Here is a 24,275-nt window from a genome sequence, read left to right as displayed (position 1 = left end):
TTAGTGGCAGGATAAAGCTCTGATAACTACAAAGATGTAATTACTCAAAATTATGAAAATAATGCTCTGATATTTAATTACCTGTAGAAACTAAATAACGCCTCTCTTACAGAGTCTTTGCTGAAAATATGGGCTTTGCTGAAAATATTGACTGAAACCCTGTTCACATTTTCAGTACAACCGAAAGTCAGGCGGATAAGTTAGAGATTACGTAAGATATAAACGGCCAGTGAAGCTTCAAATACAATGATGGAGATCGACCAGAAAGCCGGCATGAAGTTACGGTGTTGACGGAGATAAAGCTTGATATGTCTCATCAGCCTCGCCTTAATTGGCATCCGATGCAGGTAAACAGAGGATTTACACTGAAATTATTACGTGGGATATAATTGTACTCTTGCTATACAATTCAGACAATAATGACGAGAAAAGTCACGACAAAAACATGCCACTCCCCTGACTGACGACTCTAGTGAGGAAACACCGTTGATAGAAATGAAAAACGGCGATAAATCGCCGTTTTAACTCAGATTTTCACCTGTAGTAAATTATTTCACCGTGGCATCAGCCAATAATTCCAGAATTTGTTGTACCACTGACTGTGGGGCCTGACTGGCATTAAGAACATAATGGGCAACCTCTTGATACATCGCCTCCCGAACAGCCAGCACATCCTGTATTTCTTCAGCAATAGGTTTACCAGTCAAACTCGGCCGCTGCGCGTCTTCAGGCTCCTCGGCTAATCTTTCGGCCAGAATATCCGCCGGCGCACGCAGGTAAATCACTATCCCCTGACGACGCATAAATGCCCGATTCTCTGCCGCGAGTACCGCGCCGCCTCCGGTAGCCACCACGGTTTTAGGTACGGTAACTTCCTGTAATACCAAACTTTCCCGCAGCCTGAACCCTTTCCAACCCTCTTTGGCTACCACTTCTGCCACCGTGAGCTGGCTGCTTTGCTGCATAAATAAATCTGTGTCGATAAATTGATATCCCAACGCCTGCGCCAACGCTTTCCCTATCGTTGTTTTACCCGCACCGCGTGCACCTACCATAAAGATAGTTCGAGTCATTGCCTGATCGTCCTTTTGCATCAAATTCTCTGGATAAGGTTTATGCATTAAAAAACCGGTCACCACCATGGACCGGTTCCACAGAAAGTAAACATTTGCTGGCTTATCGACAGCCAAAGCGAATCATACCTGTAATTAGGAGTAGTGCAAACTTTACGAAACCGTAAATTATACGATACACCCTATTTCCAATTACCCCTCAATAACCTGAGGGGCATTTTGTATCAAAAATCTACGCTGGCTCTCAACACAAACTGCCGAGGCTCGCCTATCGCCACGCGATAACGGTTACCGCTGGAAGGATAGTAGGTTGTATCGAACAGATTTTTCACATTAAGTTGCCATTTCACTCGGTAATCCTGAATTGGCAAGGTGTAAGCGATAAAGGCATCGGCTACGGTATAGTCGTCCAGAGTAAAGCTGTTTGCTGCATCTCCCGCCCGCTTTCCGACATAACGCACACCTGCGCCAACCCGTAAGTCGTCCCCACCATACAGTCCGGTCGAACCCATTTCTTTGGTCAGGAACAAGGAAGCGCTGTTGCGTGCCACGTTCGCCATCTGATTGCCTTTATTTTTCGGATCTTCCGTCACCCGCGCATCGGTGTAGGCGTAGGTAGCAACGGCGCTGACGCTATCGGTCAATTGCCCCGCCACGTCCAGCTCTACGCCCTGCGAGCGAACGCGACCTGCGGTTCGGGTCACAGTTTCAGTGCCGATAAGCTCATTCACCATGACATTACGTTTGGCAATATCAAACAGTGCCAGAGTTCCGGTCACTCCGTTGGCCATTTCGACCTTGCTACCCACTTCCCAGGATTGTCCTTGCTCCGGCGGCAATTCACCGATCTGGGTCGCAATGGATGAGTTGGGTTTGAAGGATTCGCTGTAACTACCGTACAAAGACACTTCTGGCGTCAGCTTGTACACCACGCCAGTGCGTGGGATCAATTTGCTATCCGAACTCTGTGTATTGATGATAAACGGACGCCCTTTGCCAGCAAAAACGTCAAAGCTGTCATAACGCAGCCCGGCTAACAAAATCCATTTATCACCCAATTCAATAGAATCCTGCGCAAACCAGCCATAACTTTTAAGATTTTCACGCTGATCGCTGTCTTTAGCACTCACCTGCGTAGAAGGCTGCATCAAGCCGTAAATCGGATCGTAAATATTAAAATCGGAGTTTTTCTTACCGCGAATCATATCGCCGCGATAGGTACGGTTATCTTCATAATCAAACCCGACCAATACTTGATGACTCACGCTTCCCCAAATCAAATCTCCGTTCAAAGTTGCCTGCACCGCTTGTGCACGGCTTACTGCGCTGGCGGTGGCGTCAGCCTGACGGGTTAGTACGCCGGTATTTTCATTCAGAGACAGTGCCCGAGCCTGATTATCGCTATAGCGATTGCGGTTATAAGCATAGGTCAGGGAGCCTTTCCAGCTATCATTCAACACCTGATCTATCTGTAGCGTAATATTGTCCTGATCGCCGCGCGTAGCGTTAAAAGGCTCGTCGAAACGGCGTTTACGTGGCGTATCGACCGGTTTGCCTGTGCGTGAGTCAATAATTGTGCCGCGATCGAAAGGCGTGAGGTATTCCATATGTTCGTAGGCCAAACGCACGGTTGTCGTTTCGCCATACCACATCAGTGACGGGGCGATAACCGTTTGACGATTACGGCCAAAGTTACGCCAATAATCGGTTTCATCGTGATCGACAATCATACGGTAAGCAAAACCGGATTGCCCCAGCGGGCCGGTCACATCTAACTGACCGCCACCACCGTTAAAACTGCTGCCCCAACCTTCTACATGAGTACGCTGCGCCAGCTGCGGTTTCTTGGTGATAACGTTGATGACGCCACCCGGCTCTCCCATGCCATACAACATTGAGGCGGGCCCTTTCAACACTTCTACCCGCTCGGTAGTCGGAGTGAAATTACGAGCCTGCGCCGACCGTACGCCATCCCGTAAAATCGATCCGTCGCGGTTATCGCCAAAGCCGCGTTTCATCAGCGCATCCTGCGTACCGCCCAACGTATTGGACTGAGTGATACCACTGACGTTATATAACGCTTCATCAATATTTCTCACCGCCTGATCGCGCAATACCTGCGGAGCGACCACATTGACAGCCTGCGGAACATTCAACAAGTTGGTTGAGGTTCGCGTTCCGGTCGTTGATGTGGTGGGCTGATAGCTGTCGGAATCTTCTTCGCTAAGCTGGCCAATCACCACCATTTTGGTTTTTTCACTGTGCGGCGCAGTTTCAGCTTGAGCGGCTGGCATCGCCACCAGCAAAGGCAGACCGAGCCAAGGCAAGCGACGAATATCACTGATTTTCATTGTTGAGGTTACTCCAATAAGTCCCTGAAAAAGTTAACGGCAAAAATTGTTCATATAATTGTTGGAATGTTTTTTGTGGGTCGATATCGGCAAAAAGATCGGGGTAAAACGCTTTGGCAAACATCTCCACCGCCACAACGTGGTAAGGGCTGAGATAAAAGTTGTGCCACATGCTGTAGGCACGGTGCTGCTGAACGGCATTCAAGTGAGAAATGATGGGCTGCCCGGCCATTAATTGCTGAAAACTGTGTTGAGCCTGACTGGCGCTCACCATCGGCCCTAATTGCAGGCTGGAAAGACGCTTACCCGTTGGGCCAGCCATACCGGTTGCAATATAAACGTCTGGGTTGGCCATCAGAATGGTTTCAGGATTCAGCTCGCCATAGACAGTTTTAATTCGCGAGCGAGCAATATTGTCCCCACCAGCGAAATCAATTAAATCGCCCAAGCTACCGCGGGAAGCGGTGGTACAGCAGCTTTCTCTACGCCCCAGATGCAACTGAAGCATCACCGTGGGCTTCGGACCCTGATGTTGTGCCAGCCGTTGTTGGATAACCTGCATATGTTGCTGATAAAAAGTGATGAACTGCTCGGCTCTAGCCTGACGGTTCAGTAACTCCCCCAATAATCGGATGCTGGGAACCGTGTTATTCAGCATATCGACGCGTAAATCGACGTACACCACCGGAATACCGGCTTTCGATAATCCGCTAAGCATGACTTCTTCATCGGCATCATTTTTGGCATAGCGCGGCAACACCACCACGTCGGGATGAAGCTCTATGATTTTCTCGACATTTATCTGACGGATATTCCCCTGCGCGATAATTGGGACTTTTTCAATATCAGGGAATTTCTCAACGTACTGCTGCCAACTTTGAGCATCGTAATAGGCTAAATCCCCCGGCCAGCCGATAATTCGCTGAGCCGGATTGCCCTCTTCAAGTAACGCTAAGGTATAGAGCATTCGGCTCTCGCCTAAGATGATGCGCTGGGGATTCTCAGGTACTACAACCTGACGCCCCATAATATCCTTGAGTTTTTTTGCCTGAGCGTTAAATGACATTAATAACAGGCAGGTTATTAATATTCTTGAAATTATTCCCATGATGTTTCACTAAAAACAAACAATCGCGCATGATAATAGTTCTCACTTGCATTTTCAAATTATTTGAAATTAATAAAACGCAAAAAGAGGAATGCACGGTGAAGCATTCCTCTAAACTATTTTATATTTCTGTTTGACCATTTATCTGTATTCCATACTGCACCACCTTTGATTAACAAGGTTCGCGCGGCTGGCAGATATAAACCAAGGCGGGAGGGAAATTTCGGACTACGCGCATTTTCTTCCAGGTAAAATAGCGAGATAACAAAGGCTCGGACAAATGACTATATTGAAACAGTATCAATGAGCCATTGCGTTGCCGTAATCTTTGTTGAGTTTGCTGCAATATTTTCATGCTGATTTTGGTTGGAATAGACAGTAAAGGCAGGCAACAGAAAATGGCGTCGTAATGTAAATCCAACAGCTCTGCCGAACGCGCCGCAACCTGTAAACGCGGATCGTCAATTTTATTTAATTCATCAATAAAGTGAGATTGAATTTCATAGGCCTGTAGCCTGGCATCCTTTTCCATTCGCGATAAAATCCGACGGGTCAAAACACCATCCGCAGCCCCTAATTCCGCGATTGTCATCGCCGGTATCCACTCAACCTGATTTAGCATGGTTTGGCACAGCCAAGGAGATGAAGGCGCCAAAGTGCCAACAGTACGCGGAGAGGCAATAAACCGCTGAATATATGAGAACTGACTTTTAAAATTACGTCGCACGGTGTTTAACATAGCCTGTCCCATTAAGTCCGGATAGACCACCATAACACCTTAAAAACCTGAATATCTCTTTAAGATTGTTCTAAGAGTCAGGTATTTTTTTCGTAAAAAAAATAGCCTATTACCGTCATACAAAGCGCTTCCCTCCTGGTTAAAATATTATTCGGCTAATCTTAGATAATAAAAATTGGCAAATAAAAAGAGCCCCAATTGGAAGCTACAGCCTGCTAGAGCTATAACTTTCAATCAGAACCCTTACGCCCTCAGCGAAATTTGAGGGATATTTTAAGCGCTAGGAATTTATTGATTAGCGATAAATTTCAGCACTGGCCGTATAGTAACTTGAATCACCTGGGGAACTGATGCCAATGACACGATAGTGGCTGGCGCCGTCAGCAACGGCCTTGGCATTCAATGCGGCCTCAACATCGCTTGGTGAGCCGCTGATGCCGGATACGGAAACTACGCCCATTGCCTGCAATTGGCTCGCCTGTTCGCGATTAACTTCTTGGGCTGCCAGGCTTGAAAAAGAAGCGCTGGCGATAAACGCTGCGGTAATAAAGGTTAATAGTTTCATTTTAGCTCCAACTTTCTGATTATTCTCAGTGTTCAGTGAGATTAATTATGCGAAGAATAACGAAAGCGGACGTAATGCTGAGTAAATAAACTCAATCATTGTGGGGAAACTAAGGAGGAATTGAGTTAAGTTATTTCGCCAAAGGAATGGCTAATAACGGTAGCTATATAGCCAACTTTGCCCTCTAATAAAACAACCTTTGGGGTTGGCTTAAATCAAAGGGTAAACAGCGTCAGCGAATGATTGTATACATGCACAGAAATGCAATTGGCGATTTTGCTGCCATTACCGAACGTCATGAATAGAGGGAAAAATGGTAATATTAAGAGAGTTGGCTTCAGAAGAACTGGATGCCTACCGACATTTCTTTATTGGGGAGTACGCTGAAGATCTGAGCGCTAATTGCGGCTACAGTCAGGATAAAGCACGACATCAAGCTCACTTATCCTTCGTTCAATCGCTACCAGACGGTATTAATACGATAGGAAATAAAATTTACCGGATTGAAAATAACTATAGGCTAGTGGGTTATCTTTGGTACGGATTAAATGACGGCGGCGCTTCGGTTTATATTAAGGATTTTTGCATATTGCCTGAATTTCAGCGGCAAGGATTTGGAAAAGCCAGCCTGCAAGCTTTAGAAGCAGAACTCGTCACTCAGGGAATTTTTGAAATTAAGCTACGGGTAGCGGCAGATAACCCACGAGCCAAAAAACTGTATGAACAATTAGAATTCACCGTTACCGGATTCAATATGGTTAAAACACTAAACAAACCATAGCTTGTTGTTCACCCTGGCAACGGCTCATCATAAAATAATTGCTCTTCACTGCGAGGCAAAGACGCCAGTAGCTTTGAAGCTATTTTTAGCAATACCTATCATACTGACTCGATACAGTCTGAACGCTGGGAGTGGTTAAGCCAGGACTGATTTCATGCAGGCAGGATTAACTGCATGAAATATGATGGTCGTTATTCACCATCCAAATGCTGTAATTGATTTCGATAAGATTTTACTTTTTGGCGCTTCTTAAACCAGATGGTAAATGACACCACAAAAATACCGCCAGCCAGCGTCAAAACGCCCATTTCTTGCTGATAAAACAGCATGATAATAAAATAAACGGCAGAAATAATTGCAATCCACTTCGCCGTATGACCAACAGAGTTTTTTTCATTAGTCAGACGGCGGATATGCTCTTCCTCGCTAATTCCCATCATTTATTCCCTCTGTGAGTGAACTTATAATATTGGGCCAGACGTATGATAATACAACATAATTTTCTGTTTTAATTTTCATCGCTCAGGAAGAATCTGATTGACCTTTTTCAATCAAAAGAGTTTACGAGAATGCGCCTTCAGTTATCGCCGCTAGATTCCATCCTGAAATTTTCTGGACTTGAAGCTTTGCTGCTTTTCCAGCTCAAAGATAGCTCGCTGCAACCCCTTTTCCTGCATTGGAGACAGTTTGGGAAATTTAAAACTCAGGCGCGTCATTGTGACGGTTTCGCCTTTGTTACTAATCACTTTTTTATCTACTGCACGTATGAATTGCAGGTCCAGATCAAAAGAGCCAAACTCACCGAGATCCAATAAAGAGCCGCGAAGAATCTCACACCCTTCCAACGGCAACTCACTGTCTTTATTGGAAAACATGCCTACACCGCCCAAAGAGATATCCGTGAGTGTGTGCTTAAAAGCGGTGCCATTAGGAAACTTGCCAGTACAATAAAAAGGTGGCCATTGTGGGATGTTGATTCGAAAATATTCGCGCCGTTGAATAAAGTACAAAGAATCGGGAATTGGGCTGCTAAACGCGGGTAGACCGAAATAGGTGATCTCTGTTTGTGTGGTGCAGGAGAATTCAATTTTGGCACCAGCAGGTTCGGCAATAAAAGTTAGCTGTTCGGAATCCTGTGCTAACAGATTTTCACGTTCAACGCTGCCAAAATCAAAAATGAATTGATTAGCATCTGGATGAACTTCCAAAATGCGGCTGATAAATTGCCCACGGGAGTGCGTCACCATTATAGCGGTATTATTTTTTTTCAGATCCCGCAAAATTGCGCAAATAGCTAATCGATTCTTTTTAACATACTGTTCTTTCGATATCTCACTCACCTGCCGATCCCCACCAAGAATTTTTGATTGAATTACCCTAGAGAACACCGCAAAGAGTATAACCGTCAATCAAATTATCGGCAGAAGTTAGGAAACATTTATTGACTCTTATCCGATATGGCACAAATTTCTGCAATTGGCTGCAAATGAAAACGGGCACCTGAATAAGTGCCCGCTTGATACTATTTCAATCCGCTAGCTACGAATTAAATCATCGCCGTAACCTATCCACTTATAGGTGGTCAGAGCTTCTAACCCCATAGGCCCTCGGGCATGCAGTTTCTGCGTACTGACGGCAACCTCAGCCCCCAGACCAAACTGCCCGCCGTCGGTGAAACGAGTGCTGGCATTAACGTAAACGGCTGAGGAATCCACTTCCCGGACAAAATGCTCTGCACTGCTGAGCAAACGGGTAAGAATAGCGTCTGAATGGCGGGTTCCGTGCTGGCGAATATGCTCAATCGCGGCGTCAATATCCGCCACCACGTGTACATTCAGATCCAGAGCGAGCCACTCATCGTCATAATTCGCCTCTTCTACCGGAACGACCTTCGCAGGCCCGGCCAGCAAATACGGCATCGCTTGCTCGCTGGCATGCAAAGTGACACCCGCACTTTCCATTTTGCTGCTTAACGCGGCTAAAAAGGCGGCGGCGATATCCCGATGAACCAACAGAGTTTCCAGTGAGTTACAGGCGCTAGGACGTTGCGCCTTCGCATTTTCAATCACCGTCAATGCTTTGGCAAAATCAACGTCGGCATCCACAAAGGTATGGCAGACCCCAATACCTCCGGTGATCACCGGAATAGTAGATTGCTCACGACACAATTTATGCAGGCCAGCGCCGCCTCGCGGAATCAACATATCGACGTAGCGATCCAAACGCAGTAAAGCATTCACCAGTGCGCGATCCGGGCTTTCAATCGCCTGTACCGCCGCCGCCGGTAAACCGCTTTGTTCCAGCGCTCGCTGAATCACTTTAACCATCGCCTGATTGGTATGATGCGTTTCCTTACCGCCGCGCAGGATCACCGCATTACCGGTTTTCAGACACAGGCTGGCAACGTCGATAGTGACGTTGGGACGAGCTTCATAAATCACGCCAATTACGCCTAATGGCACCCGGCGACGCTCTAGCTTCAGGCCGCTATCCAGCAACCGGCCATCCATAATCTGCCCTACCGGATCGCTTAGACGGCAAACATCGCGCACATCGTTAGCGATCGCAGCTAAACGCGCAGGCGTAAGTAGCAAACGATCGAGCAAAGCTTCGCTCATTCCGCTGGCGCGCGCTGCAGCCATATCTTGCTCATTTGCCTGAAGGATTTCGTCGCTTTCCGTCTCCAGCAACGCCGCCATTGCCATCAGGGCTTTATTTTTTTGCGCAGTACTCAATACGCCCAATTGCCAAGAGGCCTGTTTAGCCGCTTTTCCCATCTCTTCCAGCATGCTAGCTCCTTAGCTGATAATCATAAACTGATGATCATATCGTCACGGTGAACAGCGACCGGGCCGTATTCATACCCGAGTATTTCACTGATTTGCTGAGAATGATGTCCCGCCAACATACGCAATGCATCGCTGTTATAACGTGAGACACCGTGAGCCAGATCGCGGCCGCTCAGGTTACGAATACGGATCACTTCCCCGCGGGAGAAATCCCCTTTCACGCTACGGATACCTTTCGGCAATAGCGAGCTGCCCCGCGCCATAATGGCGGCTACCGCGCCATCGTCCACGGTAATTTCACCGGCTGGCGGCGCACCAAAGATCCAGCGTTTACGGTTTTCCAGCGGCGTTTCTAATGCATGGAAACGCGTGCCCACCGGCGTGCCGTCAATCACATCTCGGATAACATCAGGTTGAGCACCCGCGGCAATAATCACGTCGATACCCGCTCGGCACGCGACGTCTGCGGCCTGTAGCTTGGTCGCCATCCCGCCGGTTCCCAAACCTGAAACGCTATCACCGGCGATTTCACGCAGCGCGTCATCAATGCCATGAACGTCCCGAATCAACTCTGCGGCAGGGTTATTGCGCGGATCGGCGGTATATAACCCAGCCTGATCGGTCAGCAGCAATAATTTATCCGCACCGGCCAGAATAGCCGCCAGCGCCGAGAGATTGTCGTTATCGCCCACTTTGATTTCAGCCGTAGCGACGGCGTCGTTTTCATTAATAACCGGAACAATGCGGTTATCCAGCAAAGCATTCATGGTATCGCGGGCGTTTAAGAACCGTTCGCGGTCTTCCAGATCGGCGCGAGTAAGCAACATCTGCCCGACGTGGATGCCATAAATAGAGAACAACTGCTCCCATAGCTGAATCAGACGGCTCTGGCCGACCGCAGCCAGCAATTGCTTCGATGCAATGGTCGCTGGCAATTCAGGATAACCCAGGTGCTCACGCCCGGCGGCAATCGCGCCGGAGGTAACGATAACAATGCGATGACCTTTTGCGTGTTGCTGGGCGCACTGGCGCACCAATTCAACAATATGGGCACGGTTAAGACGGCGAGAGCCGCCGGTCAGCACGCTGGTGCCCAATTTCACAACCAAAGTCTGGCTGCCACTCATAATTTTTCTGCCATTGGGATCAATAAAAAGGAATGATACAGCAGACTTTGTAGCAGGAGACAGGCGTTATGCCAACAGGCATAACGCGAAATCACCGCTTTATTGAGCAGAAAGGGGTTTATGCAGAGAGTTTGATGGGCTGTTCGCCGAAATCCTTTGCCGGTTCTAGCGTCAGATCCATCGTCTTCAGCATTTCATGGAGGCGTTTATGGAAACCACGGAGCGTAGTTTCCAATTTTTCCTGAACCTCAGGATCTTTGATTTTTTGTTCTTTCCAACTTCCCTCGGTATTAAACAAGCCGAGTTGGTATACATAAGTAAAACAGCTGTCTTTCGACTCCAGCTCTATCCACCACCCCCAGAACTCACGTTTTTCGGGAGCAAGTTTCACATTGACGCACACGGCTAGACAATCAAAGAAAAAGCGGTCGTTCTGGCACTGCCCTTCACGTAGATATGGCCCTAAAGCTGCAAAACGTTTCATCAGTTTGCTTTTCGGGTGAGCGCTGGATATCGTCATGCTTCAATCTCCTTAAGTAGACGCACACCTTTTTAGCAAACTGTTAAATTTTAGCAACTAATTAACGCATTTTATCTTTTAGCCAATCGCAAGTTTGCAACAGAGCTCTATGAAAACTGTCATACAGCGGCGTTGAAGGGATGCTTAACAGCTTGCCGTCAACGGAAGAGGACACGATCAGTTTCGCATCTTCTTTCGGACTAAAAGGATCGTTTTCCCAATATCCGGCCAGCATTGGCGTATGGCAACGCCGTCCCAACAACCCTTGGGTTTTGAGAGAAAAACGGTTCAGCTCAGTTTTTAACGTATCATCCGATGCATCCGCCATACCTAACCGGCTGGCCAGCACATCCATATACATATCCGGCACCCGACTCTGGCTGTTACTGTCGCAAAGCAGGTGATGGACGATAGGGCCTACGCAGGCCACGCCGCGTAAACGCTGCGGCTCCAAATAGCCCAAACGCACTGCGACGTTGGCACCGAAACGGAAACCAAATAGCGAAACACGCTGATGATCGACCCAGGGAATCGTCGGCAAAGCCTGTAGCACCTGCTGATGCAGATAGCTGGTGTCCTGCGTTAATTTCCAGCGCGAAGATGAGCCGACGGAAGGCATGTCGATAGTCAACATCGCGATACCCGCCGGTGCAAGATAATCGCGGAAGAGACGGTGGTAATCGCTCTGCAACATATCCAGGCCACCACACATCAGCACCGTTGGGAAAGGCGCACTGCCAATTGTCGGCATATGCAGAAAGCCGGTCAGCGTTCCGCCATCCTGAATGGGGAAACTCAGCTCTTTTAAAGTGAAAGGCAGATATTTTGCCGCTTCTTCATAGGCTCGATTAGACAAAATTTCCGCCTGCTCGGCCAATTCATCACCACGCAAATGAGGATAACCGGCGATGCTGTACATGTTGGCTGCATTCAGCCAATACTGCCCGGCGGCCAGAGGATCGGTTTCTTCCATGGCTTTTTGCTGCCACATCATGCCCTGGTGAGACCACTCGTAAATCCAGTTGCCGTTGCGGTAACCCACCACGGTATCCAGTAATTCATTATCACTGTGTTCTGCATTAGACATCGCAATCCGCGCCAGCACCTCTTCGATTTCCAGAGGATCCACTCCGCGCCAGGTCCACATCAAGCGATTGATCATACGATACCAATGACAGGTAGTATCGCCGTCCAATGCGGAGTGAATATTCATGGTTTGGTTGCAATGAGCATGCCTGACCAAAGTCGAGGTCTCAGGATGCTTGAACTTGGGTTTAAACAGGATTTCAGAAAGGTTGGCTTGTGCCATGGTTACAATAGCCTCCATAAGCCGCGATCCCGCCTTGGTTTAGGCTGGGGAATATGGGGTTAGTGTACTCATACCGAGGAAGAAATGAAACGTCCGACAGCGTCGGACGTTTAAAGCTGCGTAAATTATTTGCCGCCTAGCGGTTCCACGAAGGTCACAGCCATATCCCACGGCTGCTCAATCCATGTATCCTGAGGAATATCAACCACATAGTCATCAACCAAAGGACGACCTGCCGGTTTAGCGAAAATAGTCACAAAGTGCGCTTTCGGATACATTTCGCGAATGGCTTTCGCAGTACCGCCGGTATCGACCAGATCGTCAATCACAATGAAGCCTTCGCCATCGCCTTCGGCACGTTTGAGCACGGTCAGCTCACGCTGGTTATTGTGGTCGTAGCTGGAGATGCACACAGTATCAACATGACGAATACCCAATTCGCGCGCCAGAATTGCACCGGGAACCAGTCCACCGCGGCTAACCGCGATGATGCCTTTCCACTGTTCCGCAGGAAGTAAACGCTGTGCCAGCTTGCGGGCTTGTATTTGCAACATATCCCAAGTTACGACGTATTTTTCGCTCATAAAATGTAGTCCCAGCCGTATTAAAGTGGCTTGTCATGTATCGAAGGGGAAAAAAGGTTGCGCGAGATTATAGTGAGGCAACAAGATAAAAACCAGCAATTATCCCGGTAATTCCGCGAATCGAATGCGGTATTTGTGCGGCCAAACGCGCGCAACGCAAATGAAAGTGATATTCTCGATAAATCGCGCCATAGCAATGGCGGTTAGTCCTTAACCCTAAAACCTACAGTATCTCAGACGCCTCCGCATTAATCTGGTGTCTGTATAAGCATGCTGTTAAAGGAGACTTACAGTGTCTGAACTGTCTAAACTTTCGCCTCAGCCGTTGTGGGATATTTTCGCTAAAATTTGTTCTATCCCTCACCCTTCTTATCACGAAGAAGAATTGGCGCAATACATTGTTGCCTGGGCAAAAGAAAAAGGTTTACACGCCGAACGCGATCAAGTGGGTAATATCCTGCTGCGCAAACCGGCGACCAAAGGCATGGAAAACCGTAAACCTGTGGCGCTGCAAGCCCACTTGGATATGGTTCCGCAAAAGAACAATGACACTGTTCACGATTTCACTAAAGACCCGATTCAGCCTTATATCGACGGCGAATGGGTGAAAGCTCGCGGCACCACGCTGGGCGCAGATAATGGCATTGGTATGGCTTCCGCGCTGGCGGTACTGTCTGACGACAGCGTAGAACACGGCCCACTGGAAGTTCTGCTGACCATGACCGAAGAAGCCGGTATGGACGGTGCTTTTGGCCTGCAACCAAACTGGCTGAACGCTGACATTCTGATTAATACCGATTCCGAGCAGGAAGGCGAAATCTACATGGGTTGCGCCGGCGGCATTGATTTCATCACCACTTTACCGTTACAGCGTGAGGCGGTTCCCGCAGGCTATCAAACGCTGAAACTGATCGTCAAAGGTCTAAAAGGCGGTCATTCCGGCGCAGATATTCATTTAGGTTTGGGAAATGCCAACAAGCTGCTGGCTCGTTTCCTATTTGAACATGAAGCGGAGCTCGGCCTACGGGTTCTGGATCTGAACGGTGGTACGCTACGCAACGCGATTCCGCGCGAAGGTTTCGCTATTTTGGCGGTTGCAGCCGATAAAGTAGATCATTTGAAAACCCTGACTCAGGACTATTTAGACATCCTGAAAAACGAGCTATCTGCGGTAGAAAAAAATCTCACCGTGGTGCTGGAACCCGTCAGTAGCGCAGCGAAAGCTTTGACCGCTGATACCCAGCACCGTCTGCTGGCATTGCTGAATGCGACGCCAAACGGCGTAATCCGTATGAGTGATGAAGTGAAAGGCGTGGTTGAAACCTCACTGAACGTGGGCGTCGTGACCATGGAAGAAGATAAGGCCGAAATTATGTGCCTGATTCGTTCCCTGATCGACAGCGGCAAAGACTATGTTGTTAGCATGCTAACCGCCGTTGGCCAACTGGCTGGCGCGCAGACTACGCCTAAAGGCGGCTATCCTGGCTGGCAGCCTGACGCAAACTCTCCGGTCATGCATTTAGTTCGCGAAACCTATGAGAAACTGTTTAACAAAACGCCAAATATCATGGTAATCCACGCCGGTCTGGAATGTGGTTTGTTCAAAAAACCTTACCCAGAAATGGATATGGTTTCCATCGGCCCAACCATGACAGGCCCACATTCTCCGGATGAACAAGTACATATCGAAAGCGTTGGTCAATACTGGCAATTACTGACCGCATTGCTGAAAGCCATTCCAAAACGCGCTTAAGCGAGTACCGCACTATCATTACGAACGGCGCCGCCTGCGGTAGCGCCGTTTTTTATGGCAAATTTGCTGCTAGAAAACCCAGAACCTGGCATCTATCCCAGCGCTATTCCCAATTCAGCAATAATTGCCGTTCAATCTGCGGATCCAGCAGGCTGACATGCAATCCCACCAATCGCACACCTCTGTCCGCCCGTCGCTCATCCCAAACTTGCTTGGCAATACGCAATAAATCGACCTTGTTCAATTCTGGCCAAACGTGTTCCTGAGTCGTTTGCTGAAAATCCTGAAATTTAAGCTTTACGCCCTGACGAGCAATTTGCAGATCCGGCCTGACCTTAGCCAAGCGGGCTTCCAGTTCGGGGAAAAGTTTTTCAATAATCTCAACGCATTCTTCCCAGTGATGAATATCCTGCGCCAGCGTCCTTTCTACGCCAACGGATTTACGCAACCGATCGGGAGATATACTTCGCTCATCAATACCATGGCAGCGCTCCCATAATACCCGCCCAAATTTACCAAAGGTTTTCAGTAAATCAGCCAAAGGATAATTTTGGACATCAACACAATGAGTTAAACCCAATTCCTGTAAACGCTTAGCCGTTACTTTTCCCACGCCCGGAATTTTGTTAAGCGGCAAAGTTTGTAGAAAAGGTTGAATTTGATCCGGTGTAATAACGTATTGTCCGTTGGGCTTATTGATATCTGAAGCGATCTTGGCTAAGAATTTGATCGGGGCGATTCCGGCGGATGCAGTTAAACCTAATTCCTCATGAATTGACTGGCGGATCTGTTGAGCAATTAAGGTTGCTGAACCGCTAAAAACCTGACTTTCGGAGACATCCAGATACGCTTCATCCAGCGATAATGGCTCGATAAGCAAAGTGTAACGGGCAAATATTTCGCGAATATGTAAAGAAGCTTCTTTATATGCCGCCATACGCCCCGGAATCACTTTTAAATGCGGGCAAAGCTTCAATGCCATCGCAGTGGACATCGCACTATGGACACCGTAACGTCTGGCAGGATAATTGGCCGTGCTGATAACGCCACGACGATCTGCGCTACCGCCAATGGCCAAAGGGATATCGCGTAAACTGGGGTCATCCCGCATCTCTACGGCTGCAAAAAAGCAGTCCATATCAACATGGATAATCTTGCGCACTCTCACTCCCATCGGCAATAGACAACTGTATAAGTATACAGTAAAAAAAGCCATGTTCAAGATTGTCCTAATTTAAATGCCGCTAAATATTTCTAATTTCCAGATCGAATACTGTTATTTACATTTAAGCGATTTTTTCATTTATTTTTAATAAAAAAGTACTACATTCGATAAAGTCGTAGAGTAATGTTTTTTTATAAAGTAAAACACATGTATAGAGAAATTCAATTTAAATGGGTTATACGGGGTATATATTATGCGGAATTATATTATGGCAAGTATATTAATCTTATTTTCATTACAAGTTATGTCATCTCCTTCAGCTAATGAACCGCCGAAAATAGTGGCGCACCGGGCTGGTACCGGAGACGCACCAGAAAATACGCTCCCTGCAATTAAGAAATCGTTGGAAAATGGAGCTGATGCTATTTGGATTACCCTACAGTTAACAAAAGATGATGTACCGGTACTTTATCGACCTTCCGATTTAAAAGAACTAACCAATGTTTCAGGAAAAGTCAGAGACTATACGAACAAACAGCTATCAACAGTTAATGCTGCTAAATTCTATAATGAAAAAAATAAAACCGCATTTTCAGCCAATATTCCAACGTTAGAAGAAGTCCTAAAGTTGAAATATGTGCTGGAAGATTATCCTAACGTCATGTTCTATCTAGATATTAAATCCCCAGATGCCGAAAATCTGGCTCAGCCTTTTGCTCAGGCTCTACAAAAAGTGCTGAAGGAAACCAACAGTTTTGAACGTACCCGGGTTTATTCAACCGACAAACTGTATCTGAACGCTATAGATCAGATGAATAAGGACGCGGGGCGAAAAGAGCAAATTCAACGTTTTGAAAGTCGAGATGAAACTCGTGATGCTTTGGTCGATATAACCTTAGGCCATCAATGTAAGCTGCCGGTAGACAAAAAGGAGCGCTGGTACGGATTGGAGATGAAGCGAAACGTTGAGTTAGTCGTTGTGGAAAAATTCACTCTTGGCGAAGGTCGTTCTCACTCAAACACCGTATTAACATGGGATAAAAGCGCTATCGATTGTTTCCGCTCCAAAGGGAAAGCCTATATTATTTTCTTTGGTATCAATACAGCGCAGGATTATGAAAAAGCAAAAGAGCTAGGTGCAGATGCCGTGATGGTTAACTCACCGAAAGAATTTAAAAAAATAGTGAATGAAAAAAAGTAATCGATTAAATATATCCTTGTAGACAAAAAGCCCGGCAGTTAATTAGCCGGGCCTTTATGCTATAGGATACGAAACTGATCCAGTTTCTTCTGCCGGGCCGCTTCTTTTTCCATTCGCTTTTTACGGGAATCACAAGGCTCAGGACAGTCGCAGACTTTCTCCATCCCCAGTGTAGCAATACCGCCGCAGCTCCCCTGTAAGGTTTTGCGCTTCACTACATAGCCAATAGACATTCCGCCAATAACCAGCAGGAAGAAGACGAAAGACGCGAGAAAAACTGTCAGCATAACTCCTCCTAAGATCGATTTTGCAGATAGGGTTCGAAGGCTTCCGAATAGCGTTCTTCAAATCCCTTATCTGTTTTAACGATCATAAATACCGGTATACCAAGTAGATTAGCCAGCGCCAGCCCTTTTTCCGGCCCCAACACATCCAGCCCGGTAGACAAACCATCAGCGGTCATACAGCTAGGATTCAGCACGGTAATGGAAACCAATCTATGGTTGATTGGCCGCCCCGTCGCGGGATCAATGGTATGAGAATAGCGTACGCCATTTTCTTCAAAATAGTTACGATAATCACCAGAGGTTGCGAGCGACATTCTCCCTGGTTCAATAATCTCCTGCGCACTTTGATCGACACCAGCACCCGGTTTTTCGATCGCTATACGCCAGGGCTTATTTTCGCCATTATTCCCACGGGTGCGAACTTCTCCGCCAATATCAACCATGAAATTTTTGATGTTCTGAGATTGCAGATATTCCGCAACCACATCAACACCGTAGCCTTTGGCGATGGAAGAAAGATCGACGTACAGCTCAGGCACTCGCTTCATTAGTGCGTTGCCTTCAACGGCGAGTTTATCTATTCCCACCCAGCCACGACGTTTCTCTAATTCTTCGGCAGAAGGCACTTTATCAGGACGTCCTTCAGGGCCAAAACCCCATAAGTTAACCAAAGGCCCGACGGTGACGTCCAGCGCACCGTCGGTTAACCGGTTGATACGAATCGCTTCCTGCACCACTTTGGCCGTAGCAGCGGACACCGGGAAAGGTTTATTAATTTCCCGACTCTGATTAAAACGGCTTAATTCAGAATCTGGCCGGTAAGTCGACATCTGGTTATTAACCACTTCCAAAATCCTATCGACTTCTTTTTGCAGTTGTTCCGGAGAAGACCGGGACGTATCACTCACATATTTTATCGAGTAATAGGTGCCCATGGTTTTACCGGTGAGATTCACCTGCTCAGGGCCGCAGCCCGCTAGCAACAGCACTCCCATCAGGAGTGCCAGCCAAAGTATTATTTTCCTATGCACAATAATCCTATTATTGTAAAACGCCCGTCAGGCATGACATCAGCCACCGAAGTCATCAAGCATAATATTGTCGTCCTCAACGCCAAGATCCTTCAGCATTTTGATCACTGCTGCGTTCATCATTGGCGGACCACACATATAGAACTCACAGTCTTCCGGCGCAGGATGGTTTTTCAAATAATTTTCCAGCAACACATTGTGAATGAACCCAGTGTATCCCGTCCAATTGTCTTCAGGCTGAGGATCGGACAAAGCAACGTGCCAGGTAAAGTTTTCATTCTCTTCCTGTAGCTGGTTGAAATCCTCTTCATAGAACATTTCGCGTTTAGATCGAGCACCGTACCAAAAGCTGATTTTACGCTTAGAATGCAAACGCTTAAGCTGATCGAAAATATGCGAGCGCATCGGTGCCATACCGGCACCACCGCCAATAAACACCATTTCCGCATCGGTATCTTTCGCAAAGAATTCACCGAATGGCCCGGAAATAACCACTTTATCACCCGGCTTCAACGACCAGATATACGAAGACATGATGCCCGGAGGCGCGTCCGGCATATTCGGCGGCGGCGTTGCAATACGCACGTTCAGCATAATAATGCCATGCTCTTCCGGATAGTTCGCCATGGAATAGGCGCGCACCGTTGGCTCGGTCACTACGGATTCAAAACGGAACAGATTAAACTTATCCCAATCGCCGCGATATTCTTCCGGCACGTCAAAATCAGCATATTTGACGGTATGAGGTTCAGCTTCAATCTGAATAAAGCCACCCGCGCGGAAGGGAACTACGTCCCCATCAGGAATTTTAAGTTTCAACTCTTTAATGAACGTCGCTTTGTTGTCATTTGAAATGACTTCGCAAGTCCATTTTTTCACGCCGAATATTTCTTCCGGCAAATCGATTTTCAAGTTTTGCTTCACGCTAACCTGACAGGCCAGACGGCAACCTTCTTTAGCTTCACGCTTAGAGATATGAGAAAGCTCGGTCGGTAAAATATCGCCGCCGCCTTCTTTGATCGTCACCCGACACTGCCCGCACGAACCACCGCCACCACATGCGGAGGAGACAAAAATGCCGTGGCCAGAAAGCACATTCAGCAATTTATCACCGGCCGGTGCAGTAAAGCTTTTTTCCATATCACCGTTGATTTCAACCTGAATATCACCGGTATTCACCAACTTCGATTTGGCGACAAGAATCATCACCGTCAACGCTAGCACGATGAGGGTGAACATAACTACGCCTAGAATTATTTCCATGAGTTCTTCCTGCCTTTATAGATGCACACCGGAGAAGGACATAAAGCCCAGTGCCATCAGCCCGGTGGTGACAAAGGTAATTCCCAGCCCCTTCAAACCACCCGGAACATCGGCGTATTTCATTTTTTCCCGAATACCTGCCAGCGCCACAATAGCCAGCATCCAGCCGATTCCCGAACCAATACCGTACACAATGGATTCTGGGAAGTTGTAATCACGCTGCGCCATAAAGGACACGCCACCAAAGATGGCGCAGTTCACGGTGATCAACGGCAAGAAGATGCCCAATGCGTTATAAAGCGCCGGGAAGTAGCGATCGAGAATCATCTCCAACACCTGCACAATCGCCGCAATCACGCCGATAAAAGTGATGAAGTTAAGGAAGCTCAGATCAACTCCTTCCACCAGCGCTCCATCGCGCAGCACCAGGTTATAAACCAGGTTGTTGGCGGGAACCGCAATACCCAGCACTACGGTTACGGCAATGCCTAGACCGAAGGCGGTGGACACTTTCTTAGAAACCGCCAGGAAAGTACACATCCCGAGGAAGAAGGCTAACGCCATGTTCTCTACAAACACCGCGCGGACAAACAGACTGATGTAATGTTCCACCGTCAATTACTCCTTTTCAATCTGCGCAGGTTTCAGGGTACGTAAGCCCCAAATCAGCATGCCAATGATAAAGAACGCACTAGGCGCTAACAGGAACAATCCGTTCGGCTGATACCAGCCGCCGTTTTGTACCGTTTCCAGCACGGTGACGCCAAACAGTTTGCCAGAACCAATCAGCTCACGAACAAAGCCCACCAGCACCAGAATCACGCCGTAGCCCAAGCCGTTACCGATACCATCCATAAAGCTTTCGATCGGCGGTGACTTCATGGCGTAGGCTTCCGCGCGCCCCATGACGATACAGTTGGTAATAATCAAACCAACGAATACCGAAAGCTGCTTCGAAATCTCATAGGCGTAGGCACGCAAAATCTGATCTACCACAATCACCAGAGAAGCGATGATCACCATCTGCACGATGATACGCACGCTGTTAGGGATATGGTTACGGATCAGCGAGATAAAGAAGCTGGAAAATGCCGTTACCAAGGTTACCGCCAGCGTCATTACCAGTGCGGTTTCCAGTTTGGTGGTTACCGCCAGCGCCGAGCAGACCCCGAGGATTTGTAATGCAATCGGGTTGTTGTCAAACAACGGGCCGAATAAAACCCGCTTAATCTCTTTGCTATCAGCCATTTTTTAACGCTCCTTCGCGCACTTTTTTCAGGAACGGGCCAAAGCCGTTTTCACCCAACCAAAAATCAAAGGTATTCTGTACCCCGTTAGAGGTCAGCGTTGCACCGGACAAACCGTCCACGGCGTAAGGATCGTTCGCATCTGCGCGTCCTTTCACTACGCGAATAGCCGGTTCCCCTTGTTCATTGAACAAACGCTTACCGACCCATTGGCTACGCCAGATTGGGTTTTCAACTTCACCACCCAGCCCTGGGGTTTCACCCTGATCGTAATAGCTGATGCCACGTACGGTTTTCCCGTCGTTATCTATCGCGACGAAGGCGTACATCATCGACCATAAACCGGAGCCGTAGACCGGCAGCACAATTTTACTGGTCTGCCCCTCCTCATTACGTACCAGATAGATTTCCACCAGATTAGCCCGACGTTTAATTCCGGCTTTATCTTGCGCAGCGGTCAGAGCGATGCTTTGGCTATCATCACGTAAAGCCTGAGAACGATCGAAGCTGGTCGGATCGGTTTTAACGAAATCACCGCTTTGCAAATCCAACAGACGCGGTTCAATACGAGCGGAAAACTCTTGTTTGACCTGCTCTGCATCCATTTTTGGCTGGAGTAAACCGGCCACGTCCAGAATGTTGCGTTGCTTATCCAGTAAGCGCTGTTCCTGCTGTTTGGATTTCAAGCCAACCGCTGCGCCGGAGACCACTACGGAGCACACCAGACACAGCAAGACCACTACCATCAGCGTTTTGCCGATAGTATCGTTATTTCTTGGTTTATCACTCGCCACGGGCTTTCCTCCGCTTGATGTTGGCCTGAACAACCACATAGTCGAACAGTGGCGCAAACAGGTTGGCGAACAGAATCGCCAGCATCATTCCCTCCGGATAAGCCGGATTCACGACACGGATTAAGACGCACATCACGCCGATCAGACCGCCGTACCACCACTTACCTTTATTGGTAAAGGAAGCCGATACCGGATCGGTAGCCATAAAGATCATACCGAAAGCAAAGCCACCCAATACCAGATGCCAGTACCAAGGCATAGCAAACAGCGGGTTAGTGGTAGAACCAATCCAGTTGAACAGGAAGGCCGTCGCAATCATGCCGATCATCACACCAGCAACAATGCGCCAGGATGCCACGCGGCCAAACATAATGATGGCACCACCGATCAGAATCATCAGGGTAGAAACTTCACCAATAGAGCCTGGAATGTTGCCCATAAAAGCATCCATCCAGCTGATTGGTTGGCCGGTGACCACGTTCATCAGACTGTGGCTGCCGTTAACGCTCCACTGGGACAACGGCGTTGCGCCAGAGAATCCGTCGGCCGCGTTCCAGACCAGATCGCCGGAGATCTGTGCCGGATAAGCGAAGAACAGGAAAGCTCGCCCAGCCAGCGCCGGGTTCAGGAAGTTACGTCCAGTGCCGCCAAAGATTTCCTTACCAATCACTACGCCAAATGAAATCCCCAGTGCCGCCTGCCAGAGTGGCAAAGTTGGCGGAACGATCAGGGAAAACAGAATGGAAGTAACGAAGAAACCTTCGTTGATTTCATGACGGCGAATAATGGCGAACAGAACTTCCCAGAAGCCCCCAACCAAAAACACCACCGCATAAATCGGCACAAAATAGACCGCGCCCAGCGTCATCATGCTGATCCAACTGGCATCCGGTGCCAGCGAGGCGCCAAGCATCTCCGCCAGTCGATAATGCCAGTCGGCGGCAATCACCTGTTGCAGCTCCGCGCCGCTATACAGGTGGTTCAGCGCAGGAATAGCCTGCTGACCAACGTTGTACATCCCCCAGAACATCGCTGGGAATACCGCCAGCCATACCAAAATCATCATCCGTTTCAGGTCGATAGCGTCACGCACGTGGGAGGCACCCGGCGTCACTTTACCCTGAGTGTAGAAAATACTGGCCGTGGCTTCGTATAGCGGATAATACTTTTCCAGCTTTCCGCCGGACTCAAAATGATGCTCTATTTTCTCAAAAAAACTTTTCAGGCCCATGAGTTATCCTTCCTGCTCAATCTTGGTCAAAATGTCGCGCAGTACCGGACCGTATTCATATTTACCGGGGCAGACAAAAGTACAGAGCGCCAAATCTTCTTCATCCAGCTCCAAAGCCCCCAGCGCCTGAGCGCTGTCGGTATCGCCGGCTAACAGATCGCGCAGCAAATGCGTCGCCAGAATATCCAGCGGCATCACTCGCTCGTAGTTGCCAATTGGCACCATAGAACGTTCGCCACCGTTCAATCCAGTAGAAAAAGCAAAGCGCTTGCGCTTGAAGAAATGGCCGAGGGTGGTGCGGGTAATAGAGAATTTATCTTTACCCGGCATAATCCAGCCGAACAGCTCCTTGTCTCGCCCTTCCAGCACTACGGAAACCTGCTGATGGAAACGACCAAGATAGCCATGTGTCGCAGAGGCCGCGGTTCCGCTCAGTACCGAACCGGAGATAATACGGTTATCCCCTGCTTTCAGTTTACCGGCGGTCAGTTCGGTCAGGCTGGCGCCTAAACGCGTGCGCAGCAGGCCAGGTTCTTTTACCTGCGGCCCCGCCAGCGCAATAACTCTATCAGTGTAAAGCTCACCTTCGACAAACAGTTTGCCAATGGCGATCACATCCTGATAACCAATGTGCCAGACGGTTTTCGTCATACTGACCGGTTCGAGGAAGTGAATGTGGGTGCCCACCAACCCAGCAGGATGGGGACCGGAAAATTCGTTATAGGTTATTTGCCCGTTATTCTGGCCGCGAATGATTTCCCCGGCGCCGTAACAAACGTGCACTTTACCTTCGGTTAAGCGCGTCAATACGCTCAAACCGTGGTTAAAGGCATCAATTTGCGTGGCAATAATGGCCTGAGGATCGGCAGCCAGCGGTTGGGTATCCATCGCCGTGACAAAAATAGCGCGTGGCTTTGTGCCCGGCTGCGGAGTTTTACTGAATGGACGAGTGCGTAGCGCAGTCCACAGACCTGAGGCCAGCAAATTTTGCTGAACCTGCTCCGCGCTCAGCTGGTTGAGCTCGGCGGCGTCGTAACGATTGAAGGAAACGCTGTCGTCTCCCTCTATTTCAATCACGACAGATTGCAGCACACGCCGTTCACCGCGATTAATCGCAGAAATCTTGCCTGCTGCTGGAGAGGTGAAAAACACGCCGGGGTTCTTTTTATCTTCAAAAAGCGCCTGGCCTTTTTTGACCCTCTCCCCTTCTTGCACCAACATTGAAGGACGCATGCCCACATACTCTTCACCGAGCAGTGCAACATGATGAATAACCGGACCTTCCTGTATGACCTGAGCCGGAGCCCCGGCAATAGGTAGGTCGAGTCCTTTTTTTATTTTAATCATAAGGTTTGCA

24 protein-coding genes are annotated in these 24,275 nt (G+C 48.3%); 3 read left to right on the top strand and 21 right to left on the bottom strand.

Annotation, left to right across the window (positions count from 1 at the left end; genetic code table 11):
* Window positions 1-548: 548 nt before the first annotated feature.
* From aroL to DBA33_RS14135, 5 genes are all read right to left on the bottom strand, one after another.
* Complete coding sequence (gene aroL / locus DBA33_RS14155) at window positions 549-1,073, bottom strand: shikimate kinase AroL (RefSeq protein ID WP_064518297.1); 525 nt, start codon at window positions 1,071-1,073, stop codon at window positions 549-551.
* Window positions 1,074-1,297: 224 nt separating this feature from the next.
* The gene (locus DBA33_RS14150) at window positions 1,298-3,424 is read right to left on the bottom strand and encodes a TonB-dependent siderophore receptor (protein WP_120806673.1); all 2,127 of its coding nucleotides are present in this window, start codon (window positions 3,422-3,424) and stop codon (window positions 1,298-1,300) included.
* The gene (locus DBA33_RS14145; protein ID WP_064514151.1) at window positions 3,411-4,532 is read right to left on the bottom strand and encodes an ABC transporter substrate-binding protein; all 1,122 of its coding nucleotides are present in this window, start codon (window positions 4,530-4,532) and stop codon (window positions 3,411-3,413) included. The genes DBA33_RS14150 and DBA33_RS14145 overlap by 14 nt, the downstream gene beginning before the upstream one ends.
* 172 nt (window positions 4,533-4,704) lie before the next feature.
* Window positions 4,705-5,271, bottom strand: a complete 567-nt coding sequence (locus DBA33_RS14140; RefSeq protein WP_120806681.1) for a methyltransferase — start codon at window positions 5,269-5,271, stop codon at window positions 4,705-4,707.
* Window positions 5,272-5,566: 295 nt separating this feature from the next.
* Complete coding sequence (locus tag DBA33_RS14135; protein ID WP_064514153.1) at window positions 5,567-5,836, bottom strand: DUF1471 domain-containing protein; 270 nt, start codon at window positions 5,834-5,836, stop codon at window positions 5,567-5,569.
* A gap of 313 nt (window positions 5,837-6,149) precedes the next feature.
* Between DBA33_RS14135 and DBA33_RS14130 the strand changes: the two genes are divergently transcribed.
* The gene (locus tag DBA33_RS14130; protein ID WP_064514155.1) at window positions 6,150-6,617 is read left to right on the top strand and encodes a GNAT family N-acetyltransferase; all 468 of its coding nucleotides are present in this window, start codon (window positions 6,150-6,152) and stop codon (window positions 6,615-6,617) included.
* Between the two features lie 191 nt (window positions 6,618-6,808).
* Here the strand turns inward: DBA33_RS14130 and DBA33_RS14125 are convergent, their stop codons facing one another.
* The 7 genes from DBA33_RS14125 to gpt form a co-directional block, all read right to left on the bottom strand.
* Window positions 6,809-7,054, bottom strand: a complete 246-nt coding sequence (locus tag DBA33_RS14125) for a hypothetical protein (protein ID WP_064514157.1) — start codon at window positions 7,052-7,054, stop codon at window positions 6,809-6,811.
* Between the two features lie 153 nt (window positions 7,055-7,207).
* Window positions 7,208-7,957, bottom strand: coding sequence for a flagellar brake protein (locus DBA33_RS14120; RefSeq protein ID WP_064514159.1), 750 nt, complete (start codon window positions 7,955-7,957; stop codon window positions 7,208-7,210).
* A 195-nt stretch (window positions 7,958-8,152) separates the two neighbouring features.
* The gene (gene proA / locus DBA33_RS14115) at window positions 8,153-9,406 is read right to left on the bottom strand and encodes a glutamate-5-semialdehyde dehydrogenase (RefSeq protein ID WP_064514161.1); all 1,254 of its coding nucleotides are present in this window, start codon (window positions 9,404-9,406) and stop codon (window positions 8,153-8,155) included.
* A 20-nt stretch (window positions 9,407-9,426) separates the two neighbouring features.
* On the bottom strand, window positions 9,427-10,533 hold the full coding sequence (proB, locus tag DBA33_RS14110; RefSeq protein ID WP_064514163.1) for a glutamate 5-kinase: 1,107 nt from the start codon (window positions 10,531-10,533) through the stop codon (window positions 9,427-9,429).
* Window positions 10,534-10,651: 118 nt separating this feature from the next.
* Window positions 10,652-11,053 (bottom strand): sigma factor-binding protein Crl, encoded by a 402-nt coding sequence (gene crl / locus DBA33_RS14105; protein ID WP_064514165.1) that lies wholly within the window; start codon window positions 11,051-11,053, stop codon window positions 10,652-10,654.
* A 61-nt stretch (window positions 11,054-11,114) separates the two neighbouring features.
* Window positions 11,115-12,362, bottom strand: a complete 1,248-nt coding sequence (gene frsA / locus DBA33_RS14100; protein WP_064518302.1) for an esterase FrsA — start codon at window positions 12,360-12,362, stop codon at window positions 11,115-11,117.
* A gap of 125 nt (window positions 12,363-12,487) precedes the next feature.
* Complete coding sequence (gene gpt, locus DBA33_RS14095; protein ID WP_064514166.1) at window positions 12,488-12,946, bottom strand: xanthine phosphoribosyltransferase; 459 nt, start codon at window positions 12,944-12,946, stop codon at window positions 12,488-12,490.
* 292 nt (window positions 12,947-13,238) lie between these two features.
* Between gpt and pepD the strand changes: the two genes are divergently transcribed.
* The gene (pepD, locus tag DBA33_RS14090) at window positions 13,239-14,699 is read left to right on the top strand and encodes a beta-Ala-His dipeptidase (protein WP_064514168.1); all 1,461 of its coding nucleotides are present in this window, start codon (window positions 13,239-13,241) and stop codon (window positions 14,697-14,699) included.
* 103 nt (window positions 14,700-14,802) lie between these two features.
* On the opposite strand, the gene dinB is transcribed toward pepD, so the two are convergent.
* Window positions 14,803-15,861, bottom strand: a complete 1,059-nt coding sequence (gene dinB, locus DBA33_RS14085; protein WP_064514170.1) for a DNA polymerase IV — start codon at window positions 15,859-15,861, stop codon at window positions 14,803-14,805.
* 256 nt (window positions 15,862-16,117) lie between these two features.
* On the opposite strand from dinB, the gene DBA33_RS14080 reads away from it, so the two are divergent.
* A complete protein-coding gene (locus DBA33_RS14080; RefSeq protein ID WP_064514172.1) occupies window positions 16,118-17,065 on the top strand; it encodes a glycerophosphodiester phosphodiesterase family protein in 948 nt (315 codons plus the stop codon).
* 59 nt (window positions 17,066-17,124) lie between these two features.
* Here DBA33_RS14080 and nqrM read toward each other — a convergent pair whose 3' ends face one another.
* The 8 genes from nqrM to DBA33_RS14040 form a co-directional block, all read right to left on the bottom strand.
* Window positions 17,125-17,352, bottom strand: a complete 228-nt coding sequence (gene nqrM / locus DBA33_RS14075; RefSeq protein ID WP_049598442.1) for a (Na+)-NQR maturation NqrM — start codon at window positions 17,350-17,352, stop codon at window positions 17,125-17,127.
* 8 nt (window positions 17,353-17,360) lie between these two features.
* Entirely contained in the window at window positions 17,361-18,347 is a 987-nt protein-coding gene (locus DBA33_RS14070) for an FAD:protein FMN transferase (protein ID WP_205582779.1), read from the bottom strand.
* Window positions 18,348-18,422: 75 nt separating this feature from the next.
* A complete protein-coding gene (gene nqrF, locus DBA33_RS14065; protein WP_064514175.1) occupies window positions 18,423-19,646 on the bottom strand; it encodes an NADH:ubiquinone reductase (Na(+)-transporting) subunit F in 1,224 nt (407 codons plus the stop codon).
* 15 nt (window positions 19,647-19,661) lie between these two features.
* A complete protein-coding gene (nqrE, locus tag DBA33_RS14060) occupies window positions 19,662-20,258 on the bottom strand; it encodes an NADH:ubiquinone reductase (Na(+)-transporting) subunit E (protein WP_064518304.1) in 597 nt (198 codons plus the stop codon).
* Between the two features lie 6 nt (window positions 20,259-20,264).
* A complete protein-coding gene (locus tag DBA33_RS14055) occupies window positions 20,265-20,894 on the bottom strand; it encodes an NADH:ubiquinone reductase (Na(+)-transporting) subunit D (RefSeq protein ID WP_049598434.1) in 630 nt (209 codons plus the stop codon).
* Window positions 20,887-21,687: a Na(+)-translocating NADH-quinone reductase subunit C gene (locus DBA33_RS14050; protein WP_120806671.1), complete on the bottom strand. Its 801-nt coding sequence runs from the start codon at window positions 21,685-21,687 to the stop codon at window positions 20,887-20,889. Before DBA33_RS14050 ends, DBA33_RS14055 begins: the two co-directional genes overlap by 8 nt.
* The gene (locus DBA33_RS14045) at window positions 21,677-22,918 is read right to left on the bottom strand and encodes an NADH:ubiquinone reductase (Na(+)-transporting) subunit B (RefSeq protein ID WP_120806670.1); all 1,242 of its coding nucleotides are present in this window, start codon (window positions 22,916-22,918) and stop codon (window positions 21,677-21,679) included. Before DBA33_RS14045 ends, DBA33_RS14050 begins: the two co-directional genes overlap by 11 nt.
* Window positions 22,919-22,921: 3 nt before the next feature.
* Entirely contained in the window at window positions 22,922-24,265 is a 1,344-nt protein-coding gene (locus DBA33_RS14040) for a Na(+)-translocating NADH-quinone reductase subunit A (RefSeq protein WP_120806669.1), read from the bottom strand.
* Between the last annotated feature and the right edge of the window lie 10 nt (window positions 24,266-24,275).

Origin of the sequence: Yersinia sp. IP36721 (assembly GCF_003634395.1) — a bacterium.
In the GTDB taxonomy this organism is placed as follows: Bacteria; Pseudomonadota; Gammaproteobacteria; order Enterobacterales; family Enterobacteriaceae; genus Yersinia; species Yersinia entomophaga.
Note: the sequence above shows the minus strand (reverse complement) of the source record. Positions and strands in the feature narration are given on the sequence as shown.